General features: G+C 70.1%; 21 protein-coding genes. 13 read left to right on the top strand and 8 right to left on the bottom strand.

The features are described 5' to 3' along the window. Nucleotides 1-461: 461 nt before the first annotated feature. Nucleotides 462-1,175 carry a M23 family metallopeptidase gene (locus tag SACGLDRAFT_RS02550; protein WP_005461521.1) on the top strand — a complete coding sequence of 238 codons (714 nt, stop codon included), beginning with the start codon at nt 462-464 and terminating at the stop codon, nt 1,173-1,175. A gap of 227 nt (nt 1,176-1,402) precedes the next feature. Here the strand turns inward: SACGLDRAFT_RS02550 and pcrA are convergent, their stop codons facing one another. Continuing rightward, a complete protein-coding gene (gene pcrA, locus SACGLDRAFT_RS02545) occupies nt 1,403-3,853 on the bottom strand; it encodes a DNA helicase PcrA (protein ID WP_005461520.1) in 2,451 nt (816 codons plus the stop codon). A 425-nt stretch (nt 3,854-4,278) separates the two neighbouring features. Here pcrA and SACGLDRAFT_RS02540 point away from each other — a divergent pair, with 425 nt between their 5' ends. The 9 genes from SACGLDRAFT_RS02540 to SACGLDRAFT_RS02500 all read left to right on the top strand — a co-directional run bounded on the left by SACGLDRAFT_RS02540 (nt 4,279) and on the right by SACGLDRAFT_RS02500 (nt 14,004). Further along, nucleotides 4,279-4,575, top strand: a complete 297-nt coding sequence (locus SACGLDRAFT_RS02540) for a chorismate mutase (protein WP_005461519.1) — start codon at nt 4,279-4,281, stop codon at nt 4,573-4,575. 86 nt (nt 4,576-4,661) lie between these two features. Then, nucleotides 4,662-4,973, top strand: coding sequence for a hypothetical protein (locus SACGLDRAFT_RS02535; protein ID WP_005461518.1), 312 nt, complete (start codon nt 4,662-4,664; stop codon nt 4,971-4,973). Nucleotides 4,974-5,242: 269 nt separating this feature from the next. Then, complete coding sequence (locus SACGLDRAFT_RS02530) at nt 5,243-6,481, top strand: hypothetical protein (protein WP_005461517.1); 1,239 nt, start codon at nt 5,243-5,245, stop codon at nt 6,479-6,481. A 286-nt stretch (nt 6,482-6,767) separates the two neighbouring features. After that, complete coding sequence (locus SACGLDRAFT_RS21465) at nt 6,768-7,163, top strand: hypothetical protein (protein WP_005461516.1); 396 nt, start codon at nt 6,768-6,770, stop codon at nt 7,161-7,163. A 276-nt stretch (nt 7,164-7,439) separates the two neighbouring features. Next, nucleotides 7,440-9,191 carry a serine/threonine-protein kinase gene (locus SACGLDRAFT_RS02520; RefSeq protein ID WP_005461515.1) on the top strand — a complete coding sequence of 584 codons (1,752 nt, stop codon included), beginning with the start codon at nt 7,440-7,442 and terminating at the stop codon, nt 9,189-9,191. A gap of 57 nt (nt 9,192-9,248) precedes the next feature. Then, a complete protein-coding gene (locus SACGLDRAFT_RS02515) occupies nt 9,249-10,211 on the top strand; it encodes a serine/threonine-protein kinase (protein WP_005461514.1) in 963 nt (320 codons plus the stop codon). Nucleotides 10,212-10,388: 177 nt separating this feature from the next. Next, nucleotides 10,389-11,339 carry a glycosyltransferase family 2 protein gene (locus SACGLDRAFT_RS02510; protein WP_005461513.1) on the top strand — a complete coding sequence of 317 codons (951 nt, stop codon included), beginning with the start codon at nt 10,389-10,391 and terminating at the stop codon, nt 11,337-11,339. Next, entirely contained in the window at nt 11,324-11,731 is a 408-nt protein-coding gene (locus SACGLDRAFT_RS02505; protein WP_005461512.1) for a GtrA family protein, read from the top strand. Before SACGLDRAFT_RS02510 ends, SACGLDRAFT_RS02505 begins: the two co-directional genes overlap by 16 nt. Beyond that, complete coding sequence (locus SACGLDRAFT_RS02500) at nt 11,728-14,004, top strand: hypothetical protein (protein ID WP_005461509.1); 2,277 nt, start codon at nt 11,728-11,730, stop codon at nt 14,002-14,004. The genes SACGLDRAFT_RS02505 and SACGLDRAFT_RS02500 overlap by 4 nt, the downstream gene beginning before the upstream one ends. On the opposite strand, the gene SACGLDRAFT_RS02495 is transcribed toward SACGLDRAFT_RS02500, so the two are convergent. Then, complete coding sequence (locus SACGLDRAFT_RS02495; RefSeq protein ID WP_005461507.1) at nt 13,962-14,633, bottom strand: response regulator; 672 nt, start codon at nt 14,631-14,633, stop codon at nt 13,962-13,964. The genes SACGLDRAFT_RS02500 and SACGLDRAFT_RS02495 overlap by 43 nt on opposite strands. Further along, entirely contained in the window at nt 14,630-15,973 is a 1,344-nt protein-coding gene (locus SACGLDRAFT_RS02490; RefSeq protein ID WP_083852976.1) for an ATP-binding protein, read from the bottom strand. Before SACGLDRAFT_RS02490 ends, SACGLDRAFT_RS02495 begins: the two co-directional genes overlap by 4 nt. Before the next feature lie 214 nt (nt 15,974-16,187). On the opposite strand from SACGLDRAFT_RS02490, the gene SACGLDRAFT_RS02485 reads away from it, so the two are divergent. Beyond that, nucleotides 16,188-17,438: a PspC domain-containing protein gene (locus SACGLDRAFT_RS02485; RefSeq protein ID WP_005461504.1), complete on the top strand. Its 1,251-nt coding sequence runs from the start codon at nt 16,188-16,190 to the stop codon at nt 17,436-17,438. After that, nucleotides 17,416-17,646, top strand: coding sequence for a hypothetical protein (locus SACGLDRAFT_RS02480; protein WP_005461503.1), 231 nt, complete (start codon nt 17,416-17,418; stop codon nt 17,644-17,646). Before SACGLDRAFT_RS02485 ends, SACGLDRAFT_RS02480 begins: the two co-directional genes overlap by 23 nt. Nucleotides 17,647-17,659: 13 nt before the next feature. Here SACGLDRAFT_RS02480 and SACGLDRAFT_RS02475 read toward each other — a convergent pair whose 3' ends face one another. Together SACGLDRAFT_RS02475 and guaA are read right to left on the bottom strand one after the other, a co-directional pair. Beyond that, nucleotides 17,660-18,442, bottom strand: coding sequence for an E3 ubiquitin ligase family protein (locus tag SACGLDRAFT_RS02475; protein ID WP_005461501.1), 783 nt, complete (start codon nt 18,440-18,442; stop codon nt 17,660-17,662). A gap of 28 nt (nt 18,443-18,470) precedes the next feature. Then, a complete protein-coding gene (guaA, locus tag SACGLDRAFT_RS02470; protein ID WP_005461500.1) occupies nt 18,471-20,015 on the bottom strand; it encodes a glutamine-hydrolyzing GMP synthase in 1,545 nt (514 codons plus the stop codon). Between the two features lie 98 nt (nt 20,016-20,113). On the opposite strand from guaA, the gene SACGLDRAFT_RS02465 reads away from it, so the two are divergent. Beyond that, entirely contained in the window at nt 20,114-21,469 is a 1,356-nt protein-coding gene (locus SACGLDRAFT_RS02465) for an aldehyde dehydrogenase family protein (RefSeq protein WP_005461498.1), read from the top strand. Between the two features lies 1 nt (nt 21,470). On the opposite strand, the gene SACGLDRAFT_RS02460 is transcribed toward SACGLDRAFT_RS02465, so the two are convergent. The 3 genes from SACGLDRAFT_RS02460 to guaB form a co-directional block, all read right to left on the bottom strand. Then, entirely contained in the window at nt 21,471-23,189 is a 1,719-nt protein-coding gene (locus tag SACGLDRAFT_RS02460) for an FAD-dependent oxidoreductase (RefSeq protein ID WP_005461496.1), read from the bottom strand. 69 nt (nt 23,190-23,258) lie between these two features. Next, nucleotides 23,259-24,392: a GuaB3 family IMP dehydrogenase-related protein gene (locus SACGLDRAFT_RS02455; protein ID WP_005461485.1), complete on the bottom strand. Its 1,134-nt coding sequence runs from the start codon at nt 24,390-24,392 to the stop codon at nt 23,259-23,261. A 58-nt stretch (nt 24,393-24,450) separates the two neighbouring features. Then, a complete protein-coding gene (gene guaB, locus SACGLDRAFT_RS02450) occupies nt 24,451-25,995 on the bottom strand; it encodes an IMP dehydrogenase (protein ID WP_005461483.1) in 1,545 nt (514 codons plus the stop codon). Between the last annotated feature and the right edge of the window lie 84 nt (nt 25,996-26,079).

Genomic DNA, 26,079 nt, shown 5'->3' with positions numbered 1-26,079 from the left:
TCCGTGACGGCGGACCGCCGCAGATTCGAAGATCGAGACCACTTCGGCTCCGTTTCAAACCTCCGGTTGCCTAAATGTAACGCAGATCACACACAGTCGGTAAAACCCTCTCTACCTGTCGTCATGGGTTGATCAACGCGCCGAGTCGGCCCCCTCCGGCGCCCCGCCCGCGCTCCGAACCTTGCCCGGAGCGCCACCATTTCGTTACTGTCCCGCAGTCCCCATTACGGTCAGATCACGAACCACGAGCGGTCCCCGACACCGCTCAGCCGGGTCCCCCCGCCCGGTGGCTCGCGAGCTGACTCCCCCGAGTAACGGAAGGCGCTGTCTTGGCTCGACATCGCTCCCCCGACGGCCAAGGTCCTTCCCCGGCACTCGAAGAAGCACTGGACAGTGCTGTCGTCCGTGCCAGGGGTTCGCACCGGCTTCCCGCGCCCTCGTCGGCGCTGCGGGGCCGGGTGATGGTGGCCGCAGTGGCGGCGGGCGCGTTCGCCGCCGCAGCAGCAGGGCAGACACTCCAAGCCACGTCCGGTGGCGACTCCCCCGAACACCGGACCGACATCACTCCTCTGGCCAACGCCGACGACGCGAGCGCGGCCATGACCACCGGAGGCGGTGCCGGAGTCGGTGGCAACACCCGCGTAGGCGCACCGGTTCTGCTCCAGGTCTCCGAGAACACCACCGACGGCTCCGTCGAGGCCAAGAAGCTCACCGAGAGCGCCGAGCTCACCGAGGCTCGTCTCGAACGGGAGGCCGAGGAGCGCCGCAAGGCCGCCGAGGAGGCCGCTCGCCCCAAGTTCGTGCTTCCCGCACAGGGCGTGTTCACCTCCGGCTACGGCGCCCGCTGGGGCGCCACCCACTACGGCATCGACATCGCCAACAGCATCGGCACCCCGATCGTCGCCGCCGCCGACGGCACCGTGATCGACGCGGGCCCCGCCAGCGGCTTCGGTCTTTGGGTGCGCATCCAGCTCGACGACGGCACGATCCACGTCTACGGCCACATGGACAGCTTCTCCGTCTACGTGGGCCAGCGGGTCAAAGCCGGCGAGCAGATCGCCGTCATCGGCAACAGGGGCCAGTCCACCGGTCCTCACCTGCACTTCGAGGTCCACGAGAACGGCCAGAAGGTCGACCCGCAGGCCTGGCTCGCCGCGCGCGGCGTCTACATCTGACCACCACGTCGCCGAGTCGAGAGCTCGCCGCCCGGCGAGTTCCTCCACGACGTTCCACGCGGTCCGGGAGTTGAGCGACTCCCGGACCGCGTCGTGTGTCGCGCCCGTCCCCGAGCCGGACACCACCCCGGCTGCGGCGCGACCGACCATGACCACCCCCGTCGAACCCGTGTTCGAGGGAACGGTAGCGCGCGGGTCCGACAAAAACCGGCGCCCGCGCTCGCGGCCTACAGCTTCACCATGGGCACGTTGCCGATCAGCATGAGCCGAACGGTTCCCGCGCTGCCGAAGTCGATGGTGGCCGTGGCCCTCGGCCCCGAGCCCTCGGTGGCCACCACGGTGCCCAGCCCGTACTTGTCGTGGTTGACCCGGTCGCCCACGTCGAGCTTGAGCGCCACCTTGTTCTTCCAACTGTCGCCGCGCCTGGACGGGAACCCACCGAACGACGTGGTGCGCATCCCGCCCGCCGCGAGCCCGGCCTGCGCCGAGTCGGACCCGATCCCCGGCCTGCGACCCCAGGTGGTCGCCGCGCGAGGCGCACCCGTCTCCCTCGCCGGTTGTTGCCTGCGCCAGTCGAGGAGCCGCTCCGGGATGTCGTCGAGGAACCGGGAGGCCGGATTGCTCATCGGCTGCCCCCAGGCGGTGCGCACGAGCGCCCTCGACACGTAGAGCCTGCGCTGGGCCCGTGTGATGGCCACGTAGGCGAGCCTGCGCTCCTCCGCCAGTTCCTTCGGCTCACCGAGGGCCCGCAGGTGCGGGAACACCCCGTCCTCCCAGCCGGTGCAGAACACCACCGGGTACTCCAGCCCCTTGGCCGTGTGCACGGTCATCAGCGTGACCACGCCCTGGTCGTCGCCCTCACCGGCCTCTCCGTCCGGCGACGGGACGGAGTCGGCGTCGGCGACCAGCGACACCCGCTCCAGGAAAGCCGGCAGCGAACCCGGCTCCGGGACCCCGGCCTCCTCGGCGTCCCCGGCGTCCGACTCCGCCCGCACGGTTCGCGCGAACTCCGTGAACTCCCTGGCCACCGTGACGAGTTCGTCGAGGTTCTCCAACCGCGAGGCGTCCTGCGGATCCTTCGACTCCTCCAGCTCGGCGCGATACCCGGTGCGGTCGAGCACCGCTTCCAGCACCTCGGCGACGTCCGCGCCCTCGTCCACGAGTTCCCGCAGACCATCGATGAGCTCCAGGAAACCGCTGATCGCCTTCTGCGACCGCGGGTTCAGCAGGGGCACCCGCCCCGCGACGGCGTCGCGCAACGCGGCGGCGAACGAAATGCGTTCCCGCTCGGCATGGGTGGCGACCACGGCCTCGGCCCGGTCGCCGATACCGCGCTTGGGCACGTTGAGGATGCGGCGCAGGCTCACCGTGTCGTCGGGATTGGCGAGCACCCGCAGGTAGGCGAGCGCATCCCGGACCTCCTTGCGCTCGTAGAAGCGAACACCGCCGACGACCCGGTACGGCAACCCGAGCCGGATGAAGATCTCCTCGAACACCCGCGACTGGTTGTTGGTCCGGTAGAAGACGGCGACGTCCGAGTACGTCGCCTCGCCCCGGTCGACCAGCGCGTCGATCTCCCTAGCCACGAAGGCGGCCTCGTCGTGCTCGTTGTCGGCCACGTAGCCCACGATGGGCTCGCCGTCACCCGCGTCGGTCCAAAGCCGCTTGTCGCGTCGGCCCGGATTGCGCGCGATCACCGCGTTGGCGGCCGACAGGATCGTCTGGGTCGACCGGTAGTTCTGCTCCAGCAGGATGGTGTGCGCGTCGGGGAAGTCGCGTTCGAACTCCTCGATGTTGCGGATGGTCGCCCCGCGGAAGGCGTAGATCGACTGGTCGGCGTCACCGACGACGCACAGCTCCGAGGGCTCCAGCCCGGTCTCGGTCGGTTCGGTGCCGACGAGCTCCCGAACCAGCGTGTACTGCGCATGGTTGGTGTCCTGGTACTCGTCGACGAGCACGTGCCGGAACCGCCGCCGGTAGTGCTCGGCCACGTCGGGAAACACCTGGAACAGCTCGACGGTCCTCATGATGAGGTCGTCGAAGTCCATCGCCCCGGCCTGCGCGAGCCTGCGCTGGTACTCGCGGTACGCCTCCGCCGCCTTGCGCTCGAAGTCGCTCGCCGCCGCGTCGGCCGCCGCGTCGGGGTCGACGAGTTCGTTCTTCCAGTTCGACACGTGCGTGGCGAGTGCCCGCGCGGGATACCGCTTGGGATCGAGATCTAGGTCCCGTCCCACCAGCGTCATCAGCCGCCTGCTGTCGTCGGCGTCGTAGATGGAGAAGTGGGACGTCATCTCCAGCTTCTTGGCCTCGCGTCGCAGCAGGCGCACGCACATCGAGTGGAACGTCGACACCCACATCGCCCCCGCCCGGCGGCCGACCAGGTCCACGACCCGGTCCCGCATCTCGGCGGCGGCCTTGTTGGTGAAGGTGATCGCCAGGATCTGGCCGGGGTGCACGTTCCTCTCGGCCAGCAGGTAGGCGATCCTGCGGGTCAACACCCGGGTCTTGCCGGAACCCGCCCCGGCGACGACGAGCAGGGGACGGCCTCGGTGTTCCACGGCCGCCCGCTGCGCGGGGTTCAGGTCGTCCAGCAGTTCGGCGTGCGTGGCGGGGGACGCCGAAACACCGGCTCCACCGTGGCCCGCGGGGTCGGGAAGAAGATCGAACAGGGTGTTCATGGTGAGTGAGCGCACCTAACGACGTGCCTAGTGGGCTGACCGTGCGAAGACGCTACTCGATGACACCGGCGGCGGCCGGATCGCCCACGGCACGGTCCGGGGTCGCACCGCGTGTACCGGGCGAGGTCACGACCCAGCGCCCGCGGCGGCTGCCCGGCCCGGAAAGGAACGGACGTGTCGATGCTAGTCGCCGCTCCCGAACCCTCGACCGCCGTGACCCACACCACCCGCCGACCCCGAGGGCTCACCGTGTGGCATACTCGGCGACGTGCGGCACGACGCGTTTCGATTTTTCTACGGGAACCGGACTCCGGCTCCCGTGATCGCGTAGTGTCACAAGTCGTCACGAAAGCCTCGGAGTCCACCGGACCCGGGGCTTTCGTCGTCTCGGGACGGACCGGCTCCACGAGCGAGAAGGGGTCACGATGAACGCCCAGACTCACGACACCGACGAAGCAGGCCGGACCGAAACGACCACCGCGGAGGAGATCGACGAACTCCGCAAGGAGATCGACTGGCTCGACGCGGAGATCCTCAGGCTGGTGAAGCGCCGCGCCGAGGTGTCGAAGAAGATCGGGGCGGCCCGGATGGCCGCGGGCGGGCCCCGCATCGTCTACAACCGCGAGATGGACGTCCTCGCTCGGTACCGGGAGTTGGGCCCCGAGGGCAGGCAGCTCGCGATGGCGCTGCTCAACCTCGGCCGGGGACGCCTGGGACGCTGAGTCGCCCCGTCGGCCACCGCCGGTACCGCCCGATTTCAGGGATCTCCCCGACCCGGGGTTCCGCGAGTCGACGGCACACTAGTGTCATGGACATCATCAACATCATCGCCGTCGTGGCCTCGATCGCGAGCCTGCTCGCCGCGCTCGCGCACGCCGGTTACCTGGCCATGTTGAACAGCGCGGCGAACAGGCGGGCGGGAGGCGGCCCCATCGCCGACTACGTGCGGTCGCGGTGGCCGATCGCGGGAGGCAGTGTCGCGGGTGCCGTCGTGGCACTGCTGTTCACCGCCGGTGGAACCACGATGGACATCCTGGCGGTGCTGCTCGCCGCGGGGTCCGGCGCGGTGGCGACCAAGGCCCTGCAGTCGACCCAGGCGCGCTATCGCAGCGGTGGGTGACCGATCGGCGGTGACGTCGGCATCCGTCCCGCCGGTGCGCACGACCGAGTGATTCGGCCGGTCGTCGGCGTTCCCGGCCCACCGCCGGGGCCAAAAACTCCTACCCTGCTTCAGGTGAGCGCGAAGGGTGTCGCGGACCTCGCAGTCCCCCGAACCGCATGTGCGGGATCACATGCCGGTACGCGAACGCGCGACATCCTTCGTCCCGACCCGGCCACGACGACACCGTCCGGTGCGGTGGCAGCAACGGGAGGAGGCGTCCACCCGGCATGAACGACACATCCGACGTTCCCCATGAGCTCGGCCGAGCCACCGACATCGACGACACCGAACCGGTTTCGGTCGTCGATCCCGTAACCTCGTGGGACGAGCCCGACCACGGGCCGGACACCGCCCCGGTCCCCGTCCTTCCAGCTCCCGAGCACCGGCACCGACCGGCTCCGGGAACATGGACCCCACCCACGGCCGACGGCGGGGGCGCTTCCCACGCCCGCACCGAACCGATCCCCCGGATCACCTCACCGATCGCGGCCGACGCCGAGTTCACCTCCGAAAGCGGCGTCCTCCCCGTGACGGACGACGAGTCCGCCCCCGAGAAACCCGTCACCCGGCGCAGACGAGTGCTGCTGACCACTCCGACGGGCGGAGCGCACGCGGCGGACGAGGAGAACGGTCGCCACCGAGCAGCCCGGCCCCGTGGCCTCGGCAAGTTCAACCTCGGATCGGTGCCCGCGTCGGTCACCCCGCCACGCACGTGGCGCAAGGCGGCGTGGTTCGCCAGCGCGGCTTCCGGCGCCGCCGTCGCGGCGATGCTGCTGGTGGGCACGGCGCTGGTGAGTGAGCCCTCCGAGAGCACCAGGGCCTTGGAGACCTGGCCGGACAACAGCTCGCGGCAACCCACGCTGCCGGGCGGCGGCGACGAGGACGCCCCGCGTTCCGGCCCCACGTCCGACGCCGAGAAGGACGACAACGGCCACGAGACGGACACCCCCGTCGGAACCGTCCCCACCACGCACCGGGAGAGCGGTTTCGCACCCACCTCGGGCCCCGGCGACGAAACCGGCGAACCCGGCGGTTACGACACCCCCGTCGTCGACGCCGGTGAGGGACCGGAAAGTGGGATCGGCGAGTCCGAGCCCGCCCCTGCCGCACCCTCGAAACCGCCGGTCACACCGGCCCCCACGGGGAGGGCCCCGGTGGTTCTGTGGGCACCGTACGACAGTGGCACGTTGGCACAGGTCTCCCAGGACTACTTCAATCTCGTCACCGAGGACCCGGCCGCCGCGCATGCCCTGACCACGGGCGAGCTCGCCGCCCTTGGCCCCGAGGGTCTCGCCGCGAAGTACGCCGACGTCGCCTACTTCGAGGTACGGGAAGTCTACGTCGACCCCCACGAGGGCTACACGCTCAACACGCTCGACGTCACGTACGTGGACGGCACGAGCGAACGGCAGACCCGCAAGCTCGTGTTCTCGGAGGACGAGCTGATCGAGGCTGACACGCTGTGACGACGTCCGTGTGGTCAGAGCCCGATCGTGTCCCCGCGAGGTGCCGCACTGGCCCCTCCACCCTCGCCGAAGCGCACGTTTTCACCCATTCGCTTGCACGTGCAAGTCGGTGAACGGTTGAAAATTACTCTGCTCGGGTGACACGAAGCGCCGTTCGTCGTCCACGCCGTGCCCTCCACCGACAAACCCTGGTAAACGGCTCAACGAACGAGTTGTCTGGGTCGCGGAAGTCCACACATCGAACGGCAGGACAGCGGCCACACACCGACGCAGGCGAGGGCAGGCAGTGCACGACCGGCGCCACCAGGGGCAGGAGCCGACGGTCGTCGTCGACGACCCGACCGATCCGAACCCTCCGAGCGAGACCTTCGACAGACATGACGCGTCAGCCGGCGACCCTTCGGGCGAGCTCGGCGGGGTGGGTACCGCCCTCGTCGAGGAGCCCGAGAGTTTGTTCGCCCGCAGAGCCAAGCTGATAGCCCTGCTGTTGGCCGCGACCGCCGTCGTGGTGTCGGTGGTGGTGGCGGCCGTGCTCGCGAACGACGAGGAGCCGCCGGGCAAGGGACAGACCACGGAGCCCTCCGGCATCACCGGTGCCGCCGCGCTCGACGAATTCCCACTTCCCGGGACTTTCCGCTCTCCGGAACCAACCGAGCGGCCGCCCGCGGCGTCTACACCATGAACCCGTACCACGGGCCACCGTCGAGGACCACGCGAGTTTTCCGGAGTGCGGTGACGTTCCGCAGCCAGTCATCAACCATGCGGTGTTGCGGTTCGTCCACACCCTGTAAGCTCATCGGCCTTGTGAGCCCGTTACCGTGGCCCTCGATCGGGGTGTGAGCCTTTTCCCCGAGCGTGCCCCCCGTGTGTGCGTAGGGTGATCAGCCTAGTCTGTCGTGGGTCGGTCTCGGTAAGCCGGCACACGAACTCCGGTATGTGCGAGCCCGAAGGAGGTCGCGTGAGCGACGAGGGTCGCCTGGTCGCCGGCCGCTACCGTGTCATCAAGCGGATCGGGACCGGTGCCATGGGTGCCGTCTGGCAGGCGCACGACGACGTGCTGCACAGAACGGTCGCGATCAAACAACTCCTGCTCCAGCCCGGCCTCGACGAGAACGAGGCCGAGGACGCACGGCAGCGCACCATGCGCGAGGGGCGGATCGCGGCACGACTGCACCACCCGAACGCCATCACCGTGTTCGACGTGGTGACGGACGACAACGGTCAGCCGTGCCTGATCATGGAGTACCTGCCGTCGACCAGCCTCGCTCAGGAGCTCCAGAACCGGAAGACACTGCCGCCCGTCGAAGTGGCCAGGATCGGTGCTCAGGTCGCGGCCGCACTCAAGGAGGCGCACGCCGTCGGCATCGTCCACCGGGACATCAAGCCGGGCAACATCCTGCTCGCCGACAACGGGGTCGTGAAGATCACCGACTTCGGCATCTCGCGGGCGAAGGACGACGTCACGGTCACCAAGACCGGCATGATCGCGGGCACTCCCGCCTACCTCGCCCCCGAGGTCGCCATCGGAGGCGAGCCGGGCCCCGCCTCCGACGTCTTCTCCCTCGGCTCCACGCTGTACGCCGCGTCGGAGGGACAGCCGCCGTTCGGATTGAGCGAGAACACCCTGGGCCTGCTCCACGCCGTGGCCGCGGGGCAGATCAACCCGCCTCGGCGGTCCGGCCCCCTGACCAGTGTGCTCGCCGTGATGCTGCACCCCGACGTGGCACATCGGCCCACGGCGGCGCAGTGCGAGGAGCTGCTGGCCGCCGTCGCCCGTGGGGAGACGCCGCTCGGCGGCCCCGACGACCCCACTCACGCACACCCCAGGCCCGGTGGCGGCACCGCCGTGCTGGGAGCCGCCGGCGCGGGAGCGGCCGGTGGGGCCGCGGGTGCGGTCGCCGCCAACCACGCGGACGGCCGGACCTCCCGGCTCGACGGTGACTACGAGGACTACGGGGACTACGACAGCTACGGCGACTACGACGGCTACGAGGACGACTACGACGACCGCTATCCGGCCGACGAGTACTACGACGAGGGTGCCCCTACGACGGCACGACCCCGCGAGCCCTACGACGACTACGACGGCTACGACCGTACGTCGGTCGCCCCCGGCCCCCAGCCCACCCGCGCCGTCCCCGCCGACGCAGCGGCGTACGACGATCGCTACGACGACCGTTACGACGATCGCTACGACGAGCGAGACCGCGACTACGACGCGCCCCCGTCCGCCCCGGAGGAGACCGAGGAGAAGGGCAACTGGAAGATCCCCGCGATGATCGGCGCCGTCGTGGTGATCGGGATGGCGACGTTCGTCATTTGGATATTCGGCAGCGGCGGTGGCGACGACTCCACCGAGCAGCCCGGTGACCAGCGGCCCGTGGGCACCACGCAGTCCTGGCCGAGTTCGACGAGTTCGTCGAGCGAGCCCACGACGACCACCTCCGAGGAGCCGGTGGAGAACAACCCGGTGCCGACGGACTCCGACCCCGGTGATGCCCCGATCCAGGACGCCCCGCTCCCGACTGACGAGGAGAGCTGGGACATCACGACCACCGACCTCCGCCCCACGGACAATCTGCCGACCTCCACACCGGACGACAGCGACACCAACCCGCCCGGCGGAGGGGACGGGAGCGACGATCCCGACCCCGGACAACCGGACTCGCCCAGCCCCGAGGAACCGTCGGGCACAGAAGAGACCACATAGTGACCACAGCAGCTTCGTTGATGTGCGTTTGACTGGCATCGCGATACAAGGGGTTGTGTGAAGAACACCGAAGGCGCTCTCGTCGGTGAGCGGTACAGGCTCGACCAGCCGATCGGCCGAGGCCGGGCCGGCATCGTGTGGCTGGCCTTCGACACGTTGCTGCACCGCACGGTCGCGGCCAAACCGATGTATCTCGACCCGGCAAAAGACCCCGACGAGGCGCGGCGGACGGCGCTGGCCGCGGCGAAACTCGCCATGCAGGTGGTCCACCCGAGCGCCGTGACGGTGTACGACGCACTGCAGGACGGCGACGAGGTATGGCTCGTCATGGAGTACGTGCCGTCGCGCAACATGGCCGACTTCCTGGCCGAGCACGGCACACTCACCCCGGAACAGGCCGGTTACCTGGGTGCGGCACTCGGGGCGGCACTCTCCGCCGCGCACGGTGCGGGAGTGGTGCACGGCGCCGTGGAACCCGGCAACGTGCTGCTGGCCGACGACGGCGGTGTCAAGCTCACCGACATCGGCATCCACGGTGGCGATCCCGACCCCGCCTACCTCGCGCCCGAGGTCAAGCGCGGCGCGGCGCCCACCTCCCAGTCCGACGCGTACTCGCTCGGCGCCACCCTGTTCAAGGCAGTGGAGGGGACTCCGCCCCTCGGTCCCGACGGCGAGGGCGCACCCGTGGTGCCCTCGCGCAGCGGACCGTTGACGGCGGCCCTGGAGAAACTGTTGCGCACCGACCCCGAGCTACGGCCGACGCTGGCGGACACGGTCACCGCGCTCCGCGCCGTGAGCAAGGGCAGGCAGGCCGGGTTCGTGCCACCGACCGCACCGGCCATGCCCACGGTCCCGCTCATGCCGCGACCCCCACGGGTGCCACCGGCCTCCGCCGGTCCCTCGAAGACCTCGGTCCCCGCGGCCTCGGACCCGGCACCGTCGGCGCGGCGAATCCTGCTGTGGGCACTCGCGGCCCTCGTCGTCGTGCTGGCCGTGATCGCGGTCGTCGTGGTCCTCTAGGCCCGGTCGCCGCCGTCCTCCGTCCGGTGGGCGGATGACACCCAATGGTCTGAACCCAGGTTTCCCGTCTCGGTCGGTCGGCAAGCAAGGGGTGGGAACCGCAGTGTCGTTCGGGCCACCCGGCTCGCGCGCATCGCCGCTCCCCTCGTGTGCCGGCCGAACCGAAAGCAGCGGACAATGCGTCTTTCCGTCGTCGTCCCGTGCTACAACGAGGAAACCTGCCTGCCCCGCCTGAGAGCGGCGTTGCTGCACGTACTGCCGCCGCTGGCCGAGGACTTCGAGGTCATCCTCGTGGACGACGGCAGCACCGACGACACGCTCGGACAGCTTCGCGCCATGTCGCGATCGGACTCGCGGTTCCGATACCTGTCGCTCAGCCGCAACTTCGGCAAGGAAGCGGCCATGCTGGCGGGGCTGAAGCACGCGGCGGGTGACCTGGTGGCCATCCTCGACGCCGATCTGCAGCATCCACCGGAGCTGCTGGGGGACATGGTGGCCCTCATCGACAAGGGGTACGACCAGGTGGTCGCCCGGCGGACCCGAACGGGAGAAGCGCGGGTCCGGACGGCGGCGTCTCGGGCGTACTACCGAATGATGAACCGGCTCGTCGACGTCGAACTCACCGACGGGGTGGGCGACTTCAGGCTGTTGACCAGGCGCGCGGTGGACGCTCTGCTGTCGCTGGAGGAACGCAATCGATTCTCCAAGGGCCTGTTCTCCTGGATCGGCTTCGACACGGCCGTGGTGGACTACGAGAACGTCGCGAGGACCGACGGCGAGAGCAAGTGGTCGATGCGATCCCTGATCAACTACGGCATCGACGGCATCCTGTCGTTCAACCACCGGCCGTTGCGGCTCGCCGTGTACCTCGGCGCGCTGTGCACGGCCGCCGCGTTCGGCTACGCGTTGTGGCTCGTCATCGGTGCCCTGCTCCACGGCACCACGGCCCCCGGCTACGTCACGATCATGTGCGGCATCATCGGGTTCGGCGGGATGCAGCTGCTGCTGATGGGGGTTTTGGGCGAGTACCTGGGCCGGATCTACCACGAGACGAAACAGCGCCCGCACTTCCTCGTGAAGGAGACCAGCCACACCACCGCGCCGGAGGCACCGTGCGTGGACGACTAGTGCGGTTCGCCGCCGTCGGTGTGGTGAACACGGCGACGTACCTGGGCCTCTACCTGCTGTTGCGGCTCGTCCTGGGTTACCTGCTGGCACACGTCGTCGCGTTCGTCCTGGCGATGGTGGGGTCGTACTTCCTCAACTGCCGCTTCACGTTCCGCACTCGTCCCCGCCTGCGGACGTTCCTGCTGTTCCCCCTCTCCAACGTCACGAACTTCGTGGTGACCTCGGCAGGGCTGTACCTGCTCGTGAACGTGTTCGCAGTCGACGAGAGGATCGCCCCCCTGATCGCGGCCTCGGTCGCGATCCCCGTGACCTTCCTCGTGGCCCAGTACATCCTCACGGAGCGGCGCACTCGCCCGCGCTGGGCCGAGCACGCCACGGAGGTCCGCTCATGACGACCACCACGACCGCCGCTCCCCACGTCCGACCCGACGACGCCGCACCCCCTCCCCGACCCCGCCGGACGACGGGATTCTGGACGGCTACCGGGGTGTGCGTGGCGGTGGCGTTGCTCGCGCAACTCCCGCTCGTCCGCAACCGCATCTTCTACTTCTGGGACGACAGCGCCGCCCAGTTCCTCCCGATGTGGCGCCGCCTGGGCGAGCGGATCGCGGAAGGGCAGTGGCCCCCGTTGCTCGACGTCGACTCCTGGATGGGTGGCAACCTCGCGGCCGAGGCCCTGTTCGGCGTCTACAACCCGGTCAACGTCGCGAACTACCTTCTGGTGGCGGCGCTGCCCGACCTCGCCGTCGCCGCGGTGCTGGTCAAGACCGAGTTCCTGGTGTTGCTCGCGCTCGGGGTGTACCTGCTGTGCCGCGAGTACGGGGCGGCCCGACCCGCCGCCGCGGCCCTCGCCGTGGCACTGCCGTTCGCGGGTTACGTGCTCTACTTCGACGCCGGCTCCTGGGCCTCCGGGCTGATCGCGTTCGCGTACGTGCCGCATGTGTGGTGGACGGCCCGCCGGGCGGCGCGCGGCGGCATCAATCCCCTGTGGGCGTTCGGGGCCGCCGCGCTCGCCGTGACGGCGGGCAACCCCTACGGCGCGCTCGGGGTCGCGGTCGTCCACCTGGGCCTGCTCGTGGAATTCGCGGTACGCCGCAAGGGCAGGGGCACCGTGGTGATACTCGGGTTGGGTACCTGCGCCGCCCTCCTCGTGCCGTTGGTGTTCCTGCCCCTGCTGGCGAGCTCCTCGGTGACCTGGCGCAGCGACACGACCGTGGTCAACGACGGTTTCCTCGTACCGGGGCTGACCGACTTGCTCGCGTCGAGTACCCCCACCCACCTGCCCTACATCGGGGTCTTCGGGGGCACCGGACTCGCCGTTCCCGCCGCGTACTTCGCGTGGTTCGTGCTTCCGCTGGTGCCCTGGTTGAACTGGCGGGTGGTACGGCAACGCTGGCGACTGCTGCTCGCGCCCCTGGTGGTGGCGGCGGTGTTCGCGGTCGCGGCGCTCGGACCGTCGAAGCTGTGGTTGTTCCGCTGGCCCATCCGGCATCTGGAGTACTGCTTCCTCGCGGCCGCGGTCGTGCTCGCCGTGACGCTGTCGGCGGGACTGCGCACCGACCGCCCGCGCCCGCGCTGCGTGGCGACGGCGGCGATCGTCGCGCTCGGCGTGTACCTGGCCTGGGCCGCCACCCCCGAGAACTGGCCGTGGCACGTGGGCGGCGGGGTGCTGGTGGCCGGGCTCACCGCGGTTGTCCTCACTCGGTACCGCGTCACGAGCGGAACCCGGTTAGCCGTCCTGCTGTGTGCGGGCACGGCCGTCGTCCTCGGCTACCAACTCGCGATGGCGCCCAAGAACACCAACGTCTCCCAGCTCTACTACCCCCACTCGGTGGCCGAGCTGGAGGCCCGGTTCGCCGACCGCTACCCCGGCGAGGTCATGCAGATCGCCGACCTGACCACGGCGGAGCAGACGCTCGGACTGCACCCGGACGGGGCGTGGCGCTACTTCCTGTTCGGCAACGTCTACGCCGCGGCGGGAGTGGAGTCGCTGGTGTCCTACACCGGCCTCGGCTTCCTCGACTTCATCGACACCTTCTGTCTCAACAACTCCGGCTCCACCACCTGCCCCGAGGCGTGGGACGCGCTGTGGCGTCCCACCGAGTTCGACGGCGCGCCTCTCGCGGACCTGCTCGGCGTCACCACGGTGGTGGTGCAAAACGCGCTCGTGCCCGAGACGAAGACGGCGGAACCGCCTGCGGGCTGGCGGGTGGGCGAACGCGACGAGGTGGTGACCGTGTTGCGCCGCCAGGCACCGCCACAATGGCCGAACTCGACCCTGACGTGGGCCTCACCGGGACTGGACGTCACCGACGCCACCACCGTCCACGGCGCCACGGGCGCCACCGGGGAGACCGTGCGCTTCACCGCCACCGGCTCCACCGAACACCGGCTCGTGTTCGCGCGGCTGGCCTGGCCCGGCTACCGCGCCACCGTGAACGGCGTCGCCGTGCCGGTGGAGACGACACCGGCCGGACTGGTCACCGTGACACTGCCCGAGGGCACGCACACCGGACTGTTGGAGCTGGACTGGAGCCCGCCGGGCCAGTCGGTGGGCGTGGCGTCGGCCGGTCTCGGGATTCTCGGCGCGCTGGCGCTGGCCGGGTTCGTGGCCCGCCGGGGTCAGACGAGCCGCCTGTCGGAGGCCCAGCGCGAAAGCTCGTAGCGGTTGGACAACTGCGTCTTGCGCAACACGCTCGACACGTGGGTCTCCACGGTCTTCACCGAGATGAACAGCTCCGAGGCGATCTCCTTGTACGCGTAGCCGCGCGCGAGCAACCGCAGCACGTCCCGCTCCCTCGGGGTCAGCAAGTCGAGGTCGGGGTCGTTGATGGGCTCGGCGCCGGGACGGTCGGCGAACGCGTCGAGCACGAACCCGGCCAGGCGCGGCGAGAACACCGCGTCGCCGTCGGCCACCCGCAGCACCGCACGCACCAGCTCGCGCGAGGAGATCGTCTTGGTGACGTACCCGCGCGCGCCCGCACGGATCACCGCGATCACATCCTCGGCGGCGTCGGAGACCGACAACGCGAGAAACACCACGTCGGGCAGCTCGGGCCGCACCTTGCGCAACACCTCGGCCCCACCGCCGTCGGGCATGTGGACGTCGAGCAGCACCACCCGTGGCCGGGTCCGGCGGATTCCGGCCACGGCCTCGTTCACCGACCCCGCCTCGCCGACCACCCGGACCTCGTCGCTCACCGACTCCAGCTCCGTGCGGGCTCCCGCTCGGAACAACGCGTGGTCGTCGACGAGGAACACCGTCACGGGTCGTTCCTGCTCGGCTGTGCTCACTTCGCCCCCTGCGCGCTCCTGTCCGCGGCCCTACGCGGCATCTCCAACTGCACCTCGGTGCCCTCGCCCGGCGCGGTACGCAACCGGTACTTGCCACCGTTACGCTCCATCCTGCCCTTGATGGAGTCCGCGAGGCCATGCCGGTCCTCCGGAACGGCGTCCGGATCGAAGCCCTTCCCCCGGTCCCGCACGAACACCGTCACCGCGTCGTTCTCGACCTCCGCGTACACGCTGACTTCCTCGACCCCCGCATGCTTGGCCGCGTTCACGATGGCCTCACGGGCCGCCTGGATCAACGCGCCCAGCCGGTCGTCGACCTCGACCTCGCCCCCGACGACCACATGCTGCACCGAGATCGCGAAGGTGTCCTCCACCTCACCGCAGGCCGTGGCCAACGCCTCGGACAGGCTCGTGGTCTCCCGCGTGTTCTCCGCCGTGCTCCGCTTCGCGCCGTAGCCGGACGGCCCGTACAGCCACTGCCGCAACTGCCGCTCCTGACTTCGGGCCAGCCGCGCCACCTCACGCGGCATGTCGGCCTGCTTCTGAATCAGCGCCAGCGTCTGCAACACCGAGTCGTGCAGGTGGGCGGCGATCTCGGCACGCTCCTCGGTGCGAATCCTCGCCCGGCGTTCCTCACCGAGGTCCCGGATCAACCGCAGCCAGAACGGCACCGTCAGCACCGCGACCCCGATCAGCGTCGCCAGCACCGCGATCAGTGCGAACTGCACCTGGTCGAAGCTGCCGCCGCGGAAGACCAGCACACCGATGCCGGTGGCCACCAGCGCCCCGCCCGCGAGCACCCGGACGATCGGGCGGACCCCACCGCCGCCGAGCACCCCCGCCACGCCGGAGCGGGCGCCGTCCCGCCACCGCCTGCGCTGCGACTCGTCAGCCTCGCGCCACACCACCGCGGCACCGACGAGCGCCACGGCGACCGGCACCCCCACCCAGCCGCTGAACAGGCCGGTGATGGCACCGCCCGCGAAGGTCAGGCCGACGCCCAGCGCGATGAGCCCGAACGCCTGCTGCCGTTCCTTGGACGACTCGGGAGCGGCCGGCTCTTCCCCCTTGCTCTGCGGAACGAACACCCACAGCAGCCCGTAGGCGAACAGTCCTACCCCGCCGAACGCTGAGAGCACCGCGAACGTCGCCCGGACCCAGAGGACGTTGACGCCGAGGTGGTCGGCGAGCCCTCCGGCGACACCGGCGAGCGCCCGGCCCGTACGGCGCCGGTACATCTTCGGCGGCTCGTCGAGCTCCCCCGCTGAGGGAAGACGCCTTCCGCCGGCAGATGTCACGGACACACCCGCCTCGCTCGCGGCCCCCGTCCGCGAGGGCATCGACTCGGACGCCCCGTTCTCGGGCGGCTCCCGCGTCTCCTCGGCCCCCGGTTCGCCGGTCACCTGCTCCTCCACACAGCCATCGTCACACGGTCGGACCCCGAGGTCATCGGGGAAACCCCTGAGAGCATCCCGGACCCCCTGGCCCGCCCCCGAGGAAGGATCAGGGTTACTCCCCGATGTCCGCGGCGGGGGAGTCGAGCATGCTGTTCGCATGAACACGACGGACTCCGCGAAGCGCATCGAAGGCTTCGAGGACACGGTGAAGGACTTCTGGGTCTCCCGACCCCGGCGTCCACACCACGGCCGCAAGTTGGCGGGAGTGGCGTCCGGTATCGGATACCGCTACGGCATCGACCCGACCGTCGTACGAGTGGCGTTCGTCGTGTTGACGGTGTTCGGGGGAATCGGGCTCGCCGTCTATCTGCTCGGTTGGCTGCTCCTCCCCGGCGAGGGGGACGAGGTGTCGGGGATCGAGAGCCTCTTCGGGCAGGGACAGAGTTCGATGCCGAAGGGGTTCGCACTCGCGCTGGGCGTGGTGCTCGTCCCGATGTGGCTGTGGAGCTTTTCGGGGAGCTGGTTCGACGGGGGCGCTTTCTTCGGGCTGGCGCTCGTTGTGGCGGCGCTTTATCTGCTGCACCGCAGCAGGGGGCACCTCCGCCGCCCGACGCCCACCGTCCCCGCTGCGGGGACAGCGGGAACCACCACGGTCACCGGGGACACGGGCGTGTGGGGACGACCCGTGTCGTCGGCGCCGCCGACCTGGGATCCGCTCGGGGCCGATCCCCTGGGCTGGCGGTTGCCGGACGAGACCTCCCCCGCCCCGTCGCCGCAGTCGGAGCCGCCCGCACCACCCCGCCGGAAGTCCAAGGTGGGAATCGCGGTGATGGGTTTGGCGCTGGCCGTCGGCGGAGCGGGGGCGGCGCTCGCCGCGGAGGGCGTGCCGTGGTTCACCCCGGCGCACGTCGTGGGTCTGGTACTCGCGGTGCTGGGCCTCGGCATGGTCGTCGGTTCGTTCCGGCGAGGAGGCCGGGGGCTGGTGTGGCTGGCGGTCCCGCTGTCGCTCGCGGGTCTCGTGCTCAGTGTGGTTCCGCTGCCCCACGTCGGGGGTGGGTTCGGCGACCTCGAGACCACACCGGCGTCGGCCGAGCAGGTACTGCCCGTCTACGAGCGCACGGCGGGCGACCTTCTGATCGACTTGACCCGGCTCTCCGGTACCGACCGGGTGACCACCACCGTGCGCGTCGGCGTGGGCAACCTCGCGGTGATCGTTCCGCCCGACGCCGACGTCCGGTACAACTGCGAGGCCGGAGTCGGCACCATGGAATGCCTCGGGCAAGAACGCACGGGCATCCGGATTCCCGAGCTTCGCGGCGTCGACTACGGCGTCGACGGCGAAGGTGGACCCCGGATCACGCTGACCGCTCAGACCGGAGCGGGGAATGTGGAGGTACTCCGTGGCTGACGACGGCCGAAAGTCCGCGCCACGCACGTGGGACCTGTTCTCCCTGCTCGCGGGCATCGCGACGCTGTTCGTCTCGTTCTACATCCTCACCGACGCCCACACCTGGCTCGGGGAGGTGGCCCTGCGCTGGCTGTTGGCGGGCGGAGCCGTCGCCGTGGGAGTGCTCATGCTGGTGTCGTCGATGCGGCCCCGGAAACGCGAACGCTGACGGCTCCGGTCGGCTAGACGAACAGATCCGCCACGATCAGCCCGAGCCCCACGACCGTGCTCGCCACCGTGCCGATCGCCAGGAACTTGTGCCGCCGGACCCGCAGCTGCCGCAGCTCCTCCTCCGTGCGGGTGGAGATGATGAAGTGACCCTTCTCCCTCGGCTTGCCGATCACGAGGGGGCCGATGCGGTCGTGGACCTCGCCGAGGATGTACAGCCGCTGGCCGGGGCGGATGACCCACTCCTTGTAGTCGTAGCCGATGGTGCTGTCACCCCGACCGAACAACGCGGGCAGCTTGATGCCGAACAGCTCGATGCTGCCCTGCTGGCCCCGATGGGGCTCGAACCGGCTGACGGTCTGCTCCACCCCGTCGGGGTTGGTGCCGTTCGGGTCGACCCCGATCGTGCGGCCCTCGTCGTCGATCAGCGCGTAGCCCTCGTGCGAGGTGTGCTCGGCGACCCGTTCGGTGCGCTTGCGCCGGTACCGCTTGCCGTCCCGGTACTCGATCACCTCGTAGTGCCGGTCGATGCGGTAGCGGTACCAGACGCACTCCACCTTCGACAGCTCAGCCGTCAGCGGTCCCTCGGGCCTGGGATGCGCGGCGCCCACGACCTCGGCCGTCTTACGGAACGCGCCCTTGCCTCCGAGCTCGTCGGAGGCGGCGCGATACCGCTCCAGTTCGGGGATCGAGAACGTCTCAGTGCCGATCATGGCGTGCAGTTCGTCGCGCGTGTGCTTCATGTAGAAGAAGGCAGCGACCGCGACAACCAGCAACACCACGCCCGCGATCCACACTGCTACCAACCCCCAGGTCCCGTGTCGTTCACTCCCACTCGATGGTCCCCGGTGGCTTGCTGGTCACGTCCAGCACCACCCGGTTCACCTCGGCTACCTCGTTGGTGATCCGTGTGGAGATCCGTTCGAGCACGTCGTAGGGTAGCCGAGCCCAGTCGGCGGTCATGGCGTCTTCGCTGGAAACGGGACGCAACACCACGGGGTGCCCGTACGTGCGGCCGTCGCCCTGCACCCCGACGCTGCGGACATCGGCGAGCAGCACCACGGGGCACTGCCAGATGTCGGAGTCGAGTCCGGCGGCGCTGAGTTCCTCACGCGCGATCGCGTCCGCGGCCCGCAGCGTCTCCAACCGCTCGGAGGTCACCGCGCCGATGATGCGGATGGCGAGGCCGGGGCCGGGGAAGGGCTGCCGGTGCACGATGGTCTCGGGCAGCCCGAGTTCGAGCCCCACCCTGCGCACCTCGTCCTTGAACAGCAGGCGCAGCGGCTCCACGAGCGTGAACTGGAGGTCGTCGGGCAGCCCACCCACGTTGTGGTGGCTCTTGATGTTCGAGGTGCCCGCGCCGCCCCCGGACTCCACCACGTCCGGGTACAGCGTCCCCTGCACCAGGAACTCCACGTCGCCCTGAGCCTTGACCTCACGCGCGGCCTGCTCGAAGACGCGGATGAACTCCCGGCCGATGATCTTGCGCTTCTGCTCGGGGTCGGTGACACCGTCGAGCGCCGTGAGGAACCGATCAGCGGCGTCCACGGTGACGAGCTTCACCCCCGTGGCCGCCACGAAGTCGCGCTCCACCTGAGCCCGCTCCCCCGCACGCAACAGGCCGTGGTCGACGAAGACACAGGTGAGGCGATCCCCGATCGCGCGCTGCACCAGGGCCGCGGCCACCGCCGAGTCCACGCCACCGGACAGGCCGCAGATCGCGTGCCCGTCCCCCACCTGCGCGCGGATGCGCTCCACCTGGTCGTCCACGATCGACGCCGTGGTCCACCTCGGGCGGATACCGGCGATGTCGTGCAGGAACCGGCGCAGCACCTCCTGGCCGTGCGGGGAGTGCGCCACCTCGGGGTGGTACTGGACCCCGGCGAGCTTGCGCTCGACGTTCTCGAACCCCGCCACCGGCGCGCCGTCGCTGCCCGCCGTGACGGCGAAGCCCTCGGGGGCCTTCGTGACGCAGTCACCGTGGCTCATCCACACCGGGTGCCGGGTGGGAAGGTCCTCGTGCAAGGCCCCACCGGTGACCCCGAGCTCCGTGCGACCGAACTCCCGCGTGCCCGTGTGCTCCACGGTGCCGCCCAGCGCCTTCGCCATGGCCTGGAAGCCGTAGCAGATCCCGAACACGGGGACACCCGCGTCGAACAGCGCCGGGTCGACGCCGGGCGCGCCCTCCTCGTACACGCTCGCGGGTCCACCCGACAGGATGATGGCGGACGGGTTGCGCTCGAGGAGCTCGTCCACGGGGGTCGTGTGGGGAACGACCTCCGAATACACCTGCGCCTCGCGGACCCGTCGGGCGATGAGCTGCGCGTACTGCGCACCGTAGTCCACCACGAGCACGGGGCCATCTGACACTGTCGGACTCCTCAACGTTCACTGCGACGAAAGTCTGCCTCCATCGTCGCAGGCCGACCGACGAGCGATTCTCCCAGGTGGCGGTTACGGTCACGCGCATGGAGCCGATGGAGGCCGTCACCCCGCGCCCCCGCCCCGTGTGGATCGACGGAGTCCCCGAGGACGGGAGCGAGAAACGCCCCGTGATCCACCCCTACGACGGCACCGAGGTCGCCACCGTCTCCCTGCCCGACGCGGCACAGGTGGAGCGCGCGGTGGCGGGCGCGGCGCATTTCGCGGGCGAAAAACGGTCGGCGGGCGCGCCCACCGCCGGTCACACGCTCGACCGGATGGCGACCGAGGTGGAGAAGCGGGGTGAGGAGTTCGCCGAACTCCTCACCGCCGAGTCCGCCGCCCCGCTGACCCAGACCGCCGCGGAGGTGCGACTCGCCGTGGCGACGTTGCGGCACGCGGCACGTTTCGCGGGCCAAATGCGGTCGACGGCGGCCGGTCCGGGCCTTTCCGCGGGTTCCTCGGCGGGCGAGATCGTGCTGACCCGCCGGGCGCCGCGCGGCGCGGCGCTCGGCATCGTCACGCCACACCGGCCGTTGGTGAGCGCGGCCGGGGCCGTCGCCGCCGCCCTCGTCGTGGACACCTCGGTGGTGCTCACACCCACTCCTCGCGCACCGCTGTCCACCCTCGCACTCGCCGAGGTGTTGGCCGACACCCTCGCCTCCGAACCGGGACCGCCCCGACCGTTCTCGGTGTTGCCCCTGGAGACCCCCGACCTGCTCGCCGACGACCCCCGGCTGTGTCCCCTCACCTCTCCCACCGGGCACTCCCGCGCCGTCGTGCTGCCCGACTGGCCCGACCTCGACGCCGCAGCGGCGGCCGTCGCCGCGTCCGTCGCCGACTGGGCGGGCAGATGCCACCCACCGGTGCGGCACGTCGTGGCGCACGCCGAGTGCGCGGAGCCGTTCGTCACCGCTCTCGCCGCGGCGCTGCGGGCACAACCCACGGGCGAGCCCTACGACACCGCCGTCACGGTGGGCCCGCTGGCCGACGCCGACACCGCTCGCCGGGCGTTGGCCCCGGTGACCGAGGCGGTCTCCCGAGGCGCGACCGTCGTCACCGGTGGCGAGCACTCGGGGCCCTTCGTACTCCCGACCCTGGTGACCGGCGTCTCCCCCGAGGAGTCGCCTCACCGAGGGGTCCTCGGCCCCGTCGTGACGCTGTCGGTGGCGTCCACCGTCGAGGAAGCCCTGTCCACGGGCTTGTCGCCGGAGCCAGGGGCCCGTCACGTCGCCGTGTTCACCAGGGACCTCGACCTGGCACTACGCGCGGCGGAGAGCACCGTCGCCGATCGGCTCGTGATCGGCGACGTGCCCCGGCATCGCCCCGACGACGTCCACGCCGTCGTCCGTGCCCTCGGTCGCGAGGTCGTCACCGTGCTGGCCGGGCGCGGCGCCCACTGACTCAGGCGTTCCCGCGTCGCGGCACCAACCGCAAAGCGGCCGGGGCGTGAGCCGGAACGGCGGGGGCCTTCGGCGGCACCGGATCGACGCGCCGGTACGGCTCCCCCTGGACGGGCCGCGGGTCCTCCTCACCCTTGTTGGGCCAGAGCGAGAAAGCCCGCTCGGCCTGCGCGGCGATGGTGAGCGACGGGTTCACCCCGAGATTGGCGGTGATGGCGGCGCCGTCGACGACGTGCAGGTTCGGGTAGTTGAAAACCCGGTGGTACGGGTCGATGACCCCGTTGGAGGGGTCGGTGCCGATGGGTGCGCCCCCGATGAAGTGCGCCGTGAGCGGGATGTCGAACACCTCGCTCCACGTCCCGCCCGCGATGCCGCCGATGTACTCGGCCGTCCGCTGGTTGGCCTCGTAACCCGCGGGGATGAACGTGGGGTTCGGGTTGCCGTGCCCCTGCCGGGACGTGTACCGGCGCCGCCCGAACAAGCCCTTCTTCGTGTACGTGGTGATGGAGTTGTCCAGGCTCTGCATCACCAGCAGGATCACCGTGCGCTCACTCCACCGACGGCCGTTCATCAGTTTGAGTGTCTGGACGGGGTGTTTGCGCACGAACTGCAGCACCTGCTTCCACCTGGGCACCTCCGAGGAGCCGTCGGTGGCGATCGTCTGCAGCAGGCTCATGGCATTGCTGCCCTTGCCGTACCGCACCGGCTCGATGTGGGTGTCGGGGTCGGGGTGGAACGACGACGTGATGGCCACCCCGCGGCTGTAGTCGTGCTCCGGGTCGACGGTGGTGCGGCCGGCCCCGATGATGGCCTCGGAGTTGGTGCGGGTCAGCTCGCCCAGCCGTTCGGACAGGCGCGGCAGCACGCCCTTGTCACGCATGTCGTGCAACAGACGCTGGGTACCCCACGTACCCGCGGCGAAGACGACGTGGGTGGCGGTGAGAGTGGTGCGGAAACGCCGCGACACGGTCCCCGTCTTCCGAACGTCCACCTCGTACGTGCCGTCGCCTCGGGGACGAACCGCCGTCGCCGTGGTCAGCGGAATCACCTTCGCGCCGCGCTGCTCGGCGAGGTACAGGTAGTTCTTCACGAGCGTGTTCTTCGCGCCGACCCGGCAGCCGGTCATGCACGACCCGCACTCGGTGCAGCCGGTGCGGTCGGGGCCCACTCCCCCGAAGTAGGGGTCGGGCACCCGCTTGCCGGGTTCGCCGAAGTACACGCCGACGGGCGTCGGGTGGTAGGTGTCGGCCACCCCCATGTCGGCGGCCACCTTGCGCATCACCTCGTCGGACGGCGTCACCGTGGGGTTGGTGACCACCCCGAGCATCCGGCTCGCCTGGTCGTAGTGGGGGGCGAGTTCCGACTCCCAGTCGGTGATGTGGGCCCACTGCCGGTCGGTGTAGAAGGGCCGCAGCGGCCGGTACAGCGTGTTCGCGTACACCAGCGAACCACCGCCCACCCCCGCTCCCGCCAACACCATGACGTCCTTGAGCAGATGGATGCGCTGGATACCGAAGCAGCCCAGAGCCGGTGCCCACAGGTAGCGGCGGAGATCCCAGGACGTGGAGGCGAACTCGTCGTCGGCGAAGCGGCGGCCCGCCTCGACGACAGCGACTCGGTAGCCCTTCTCCGTCAATCGCAGCGCGGCCACGCTGCCGCCGAAGCCCGACCCGATGACCACGACGTCGTAGTCAACGCGATAGGTGTTACGCCCAGTCACAGGAAAGTAGGGTAGACGGGAGCCCCGTTTCTGACCAGAGGTAAGTTACCGCCCGGTTTCGTTCCGGAGTCAGGGCCGAACGGAGAGCTCGACCTTCTGGAACTCCTTCAGGTCGGAGTAACCCGTCTTCGCCAGCGCCCTGCGCAGAGCACCAAAGAGGTTCACCGTGCCCTCCGGGTCGGACGACGGGCCGTGCAGCAACGTCTTCAGATCCACGTCGTGGCTCGGCCCCTCGGCGACCCGCGAACGCGGCAACGACGGGTGCGCCGCGGCCGCCGTCCAGTACAGCCCCTTACCCGGAGCCTCGCGCGTCACGGCGAGCGGCGCACCGAGCATGACGGCGTCGGCCCCGCACGCGATGGCCTTCGCGATGTCACCGCTGCACGTCATCCCACCGTCGGCGATCACATGCACGTACCGACCCCCGGTCTCATCGAGGTAGTCGCGACGCGCGGCGGCCGCGTCGATCACGGCGGTGGCCATCGGCACGCCGATACCGAGCACACGGTCGGTGCTGGTCACTCCCGGCGTGTGGCCGTGCCCCACGATCACGCCCGCGGCTCCCGTCCGCATGAGGTGCATGGCCGTGCGGTAGTCGCTGACCCCACCCGCGATCACGGGCACGTCGAGGTCGGCGATGAACTCCTTGAGGTTCAGCGGGTTGTCGTCACGGGCCACGTGCTCGGCCGACACGATCGTGCCCTGCACCACCAGCACCTCGACGCCCGCGCTCAACAGCACCGGGGTCAGCTCGGCCGCGTGCTGGGGGCTGACCCTGGCGGCCACCGTCACACCGGAGTCACGCACGGTGCGCACGGCCTCGGTGAGCAGCTCGTTCTGGATCGGCGCCGAGTGCAACTCCTGCAGCAACGCACCCAGTTCGGCCCAGTCGGCCCCCTTACGGGCGAGGTCCACGACCCTCGCGAGGGCCTTCTCCGCGTCGGCGTGCCTCGCCCACACGCCTTCGGCGTTGAGCACGCCCAGACCGCCGAGCTTGCCGATCGACACCGCCGTGTCCGGCGACACCACGGCGTCGGTGGGGTGGGTGACGAGGGGCAGGTCGAACCGGTACGCATCGATCTGCCAGGCGGTGGAGACGACCTTCGACGACCGCGTGCGTCGCGAGGGCACGATGTCGATGTCGTCGAAGTCATACGACCGCCGGGCCGTCCGGCCCATACCGATCTCGACCAGGTCCCGCACGTGATATCCCTTCTGCTTTTCGACCGTGAGGTCGCCGTGAACGCCGACGGAGCGCGAACTAGCGAGCGGTGTAGTTCGGGGACTCCACGGTCATCGTGACGTCGTGGGGATGGCTCTCCTTGAGCCCCGCCGAAGTGATGCGCACGAGCTGGGCTCGCTGCAACTCGGGGATGGTCGCGGCACCGGCGTAGCCCATGCCCGACCGCAGACCCCCCACGAGCTGGTGGATCACCCCGGCCAGCGGACCCCGGAACGGAATCCGCCCCTCGATGCCCTCGGGCACGAGCTTGTCCTCGGAGAGCACGTCGTCCTGCGCGTAGCGGTCCTTCGAGTACGACCGGTTACCACCGCGCGACGCCATCGCCCCGAGCGAACCCATACCCCGGTACGTCTTGTACTGCTTGCCGTTGACGAGGATCAGCTCACCCGGCGCCTCGGCGGTGCCCGCGAGCAGGCTGCCCAGCATCACCGACGACGCGCCCGCCGCGATGGCCTTGACGATGTCGCCGGAGTACTGGATGCCGCCGTCCCCGATCACGGGAACCCCGGCGGGCCGGCACGCCTTGTCGGCCTCGTAGATGGCGGAGATCTGCGGAACCCCCACACCGGCCACCACACGCGTGGTGCAGATGGAGCCGGGGCCGACGCCGACCTTGACGGCGTCCGCGCCCGCGTCCACGAGCGCCTGGGCACCCGCCCGCGTGGCGACGTTGCCGCCCACGACGTCGACGGTGCTGCCGAGCTCCTTCTTCAGCCGAGCCACCATGTCGAGCACGCCGCGGGAGTGCCCGTGGGCCGTGTCGACCATGAGCACGTCCACGCCCGCGTCGGCCAGGGCCATGGCCCGCTGGAACCCGTCCTCGCCCACGCCCACGGCCGCGCCCACGACGAGCCTGCCGTCGGGGTCCTTGGTGGCGTTCGGGTACTGCTCGGTCTTGACGAAGTCCTTCACCGTGATGAGGCCGCGCAGCTTGCCGTCACCGTCGACGATGGGCAGCTTCTCGACCTTGTGACGGCGCAGCAGCCCCAGCGCCGCGTCCGCGGTGACACCCACCTGTGCCGTCACCAGCGGCGCCTTGGTCATCACCTCGCGCACGGGCTTGCTGTAGTCCACCTCGAACCGCATGTCGCGGTTGGTGATGATGCCCACCAACGTGCCGGAGGAGTCCGTCACCGGCACCCCCGAGATGCGGAACCGCGCGCACAGGGCGTCCACCTCGGCGAGCGTGTCGTCCGGCGAGCACGTCACCGGATCGGTGACCATGCCGGCCTCCGAACGCTTCACCACCTCCACGGCCTGCGCCTGCTCCTCGATCGGCAGGTTCCGCTGCAACACGCCCAGACCGCCCTGCCGAGCCATGGCGATGGCCATCCGGGCTTCGGTGACCGTGTCCATGGCCGCCGACACCACGGGGATGTTGAGCCGGACGTTGCGCGTCAGGTTGGTGCTCGTGTCCACGCCGCTCGGGATCACGTCCGACTCGGCCGGGAGAAGAAGCACGTCATCGAACGTCAGACCCAGCATCGCGAACTTGTCCGGGGCTCCACCGGTCTCCTCCGACTCGGAGGACAGCAGACCTGCGGGCACGGTGTCATTCGTCATGGGTGGAGCTGACCTTCCTCGGCAGGATGAAACCGTCCATGAATATGCGGACCTGTTAGCGATGGTATCTGGACGTCCCCCAGG

The sequence above is a fragment of the Saccharomonospora glauca K62 genome (assembly GCF_000243395.2).
GTDB classification, from domain to species: Bacteria; Actinomycetota; Actinomycetes; order Mycobacteriales; family Pseudonocardiaceae; genus Saccharomonospora; species Saccharomonospora glauca.
The sequence above is the reverse complement of the archived record's forward strand: the minus strand, read 5'-3'. Positions and strand labels throughout refer to the sequence as shown.

Excerpts from the sequence above, each read along its gene's own strand:
- SACGLDRAFT_RS02550 (WP_005461521.1), top strand. The coding sequence starts at position 462 with ATGGTGGCCGCAGTGGCGGCGGGCGCGTTCGCCGCCGCAGCAGCAGGG.
- pcrA (WP_005461520.1), bottom strand. The coding sequence starts at position 3,853 with ATGAACACCCTGTTCGATCTTCTTCCCGACCCCGCGGGCCACGGTGGA.
- SACGLDRAFT_RS02540 (WP_005461519.1), top strand. The coding sequence starts at position 4,279 with ATGAACGCCCAGACTCACGACACCGACGAAGCAGGCCGGACCGAAACG.
- SACGLDRAFT_RS02535 (WP_005461518.1), top strand. The coding sequence starts at position 4,662 with ATGGACATCATCAACATCATCGCCGTCGTGGCCTCGATCGCGAGCCTG.
- SACGLDRAFT_RS02530 (WP_005461517.1), top strand. The coding sequence starts at position 5,243 with ATGAACGACACATCCGACGTTCCCCATGAGCTCGGCCGAGCCACCGAC.
- SACGLDRAFT_RS02510 (WP_005461513.1), top strand. The coding sequence starts at position 10,389 with ATGCGTCTTTCCGTCGTCGTCCCGTGCTACAACGAGGAAACCTGCCTG.
- SACGLDRAFT_RS02500 (WP_005461509.1), top strand. The coding sequence starts at position 11,728 with ATGACGACCACCACGACCGCCGCTCCCCACGTCCGACCCGACGACGCC.
- SACGLDRAFT_RS02490 (WP_083852976.1), bottom strand. The coding sequence starts at position 15,973 with ATGCCCTCGCGGACGGGGGCCGCGAGCGAGGCGGGTGTGTCCGTGACA.
- SACGLDRAFT_RS02485 (WP_005461504.1), top strand. The coding sequence starts at position 16,188 with ATGAACACGACGGACTCCGCGAAGCGCATCGAAGGCTTCGAGGACACG.
- SACGLDRAFT_RS02480 (WP_005461503.1), top strand. The coding sequence starts at position 17,416 with ATGTGGAGGTACTCCGTGGCTGACGACGGCCGAAAGTCCGCGCCACGC.
- SACGLDRAFT_RS02465 (WP_005461498.1), top strand. The coding sequence starts at position 20,114 with ATGGAGCCGATGGAGGCCGTCACCCCGCGCCCCCGCCCCGTGTGGATC.
- guaB (WP_005461483.1), bottom strand. The coding sequence starts at position 25,995 with ATGACGAATGACACCGTGCCCGCAGGTCTGCTGTCCTCCGAGTCGGAG.